At 64.3% G+C, this 1,896-nt stretch carries 2 pseudogenes; both read left to right on the top strand.

Features of this window, described 5'->3' with window-relative positions:
- Positions 1–15 precede the first annotated feature (15 nt).
- Positions 16–424, top strand: a pseudogene (locus EOA24_RS36215) (4-oxalocrotonate tautomerase family protein).
- 305 nt (positions 425–729) lie between these two features.
- A pseudogene (locus EOA24_RS36210) lies at positions 730–1,896 on the top strand (2-acyl-glycerophospho-ethanolamine acyltransferase); the annotation flags it as partial.

Below are 1,896 nucleotides of genomic sequence, written 5' to 3'. Positions count from 1 at the left end.
ACCCGAGGAGAGAAAATGCCGATCATCAATATCAGCGTCACGGGCAAGCCCGACGCCAAGCTGTCCGCCGCGATCGCCAAGGACATCACCGAGATTACCCGCCAAGGAGTTACGCAAGGACCCGACGATCACCGCGGTCGCCGTCAACTACATCGATCCGCAGCACTGGTTCGCCGGCGGCAGGTCGCTGGTCGAGCATGGCACCAACACGTTCTGGCTGGACATCAAGGTCGTCGACGGCACCAACACCAAGCTCGAGCTCGAAGCCTATCTGAAGGCAATCTTCGAGGCTTTCGGCCGGCTGCTCGGCAGCGTGCATGAGGAGAGTTATGCCTTCGTGCACGAAGTGCCGGCGGCGGCCTATGGCTATGGCGGCAAAACCCAGGAATTCCGCTTCATCAGCGGAAGATTGAAGGCGGCATAGGCGCCGTCTTCCCCTTCTCCCCTTGTGGGAGAAGGTGGATCGGCGCGCAGCGCCGAGACGGATGAGGGGTGTTGGAAGGAACACGGCCTTGAAAAATTCAATGCTTTGAGGAGTTTACTCTCCCGCGCAGCGATCCTTCCAGCACCCCTCATCCGTCCGAGCTTCGCTCAGCCACCTTCTCCCACAAGGGGAGAAGGGGACGCCGTGCTTCAGCCCGCATTGACCTTGCCCGCGCTTCCGCTACCCTCTGCCACCGAAGCGGCCGCTCAAGAGCCGCGCCCTGGAGGAGACTGGGAGAGAGCGGCATGATCCTGACCCTGGCGCTGCTGGCGGGCCTTGTGTTTGCCTGGCTGCTGATCGCCGTGATCGAGCGGTTCCGGCTCGACCTGCGCTTCACCCAGGCGCTGCTCTATGTGCCGTTCAAGCTCGTCTATCGTATCGCCGACAACCGTATTCGCATTGCCCGAAGCGCCAACACGCCAGTCATTTATGTGATCTCGCACCAGTCGCGCATCGAACCGGCGCTGATGCTGTCGCTGCTTCCCGACGACACGCTGCATATACTGGACGAGGCCTCGGCGCGCTCGCCATGGCTAGAGCCGTGGCGCGAGCTTGGCCGCACCATCGCCTTCAACGCCGAGCATGTCTTCGTCAGCCGGCGGTTGGTGCGCGTGCTGAAGGGCAAGGGACGGCTTGCCGTCTACCTGCCAGACAGTGTCGAGCCGGACGTCAAATCCTTCCGGCTGTTTCGCGCCATCACCCGCATCGCCATGCAGGCCGACGCCCGCATCGTGCCGATCTTCGTTGCCGGAACGCGCGATCTGCCGATGTCGCTGACGCCGAAGGAGAAAGCGCCCAGGCACTGGTTCCCGCGGCTTTCGGTGAGCGTGCTGGAGTCGATGACCATCGCCGAGTTGGTGGCGCGCAACCCCGACATGGCCTCCAACACCAACGCGCTGTTCGATCGTTTCGCCGAGGCGCGGCTCTACGGCACCAATCTCGACCGTGGCCTGTTCCTCGCCATGCGCGACGCCGCCGATCGCGTCGGCCCTTCGCGCCCGATCATCGAGGATGTGATCTCCGGTTCGCTCAGCTACCGCAAGCTGTTCATCGGCGCGCGCGTGCTCGGACGCCGTTTCGAGGCGGTGACGGCGCCCGGCGAAGCGGTCGGCGTGCTCTTGCCCAACGCCAATGGCGTGGTGCTCACCTTTGTCGGCCTGATCTCGGCGGCCAGGGTTGCGGCGATGATCAACTACACCGCCGGCCCGGCAAGCGTGACCGCGGCGATCCGTACCGCCGTCATCCGCACCGTGGTGTCATCCCGCGCCTTCGTCGAAAAGGCCGGCATCGACGACATCATTGCCGCGGTCGAGGCGGGCGGCGCGAAGATGCTGTGGCTGGAAGACGTGCGCGCCGGCGTGACCGCGCTGGACAAGGTCGCCGGAGCACTTTTGTGGCGCTTACCGCTGCAG

This window comes from Mesorhizobium sp. M2A.F.Ca.ET.039.01.1.1, from assembly GCF_003998035.1.
Taxonomy (GTDB): Bacteria; Pseudomonadota; Alphaproteobacteria; order Rhizobiales; family Rhizobiaceae; genus Mesorhizobium.
The sequence above is the reverse complement of the archived record's forward strand: the minus strand, read 5'-3'. Positions and strand labels throughout refer to the sequence as shown.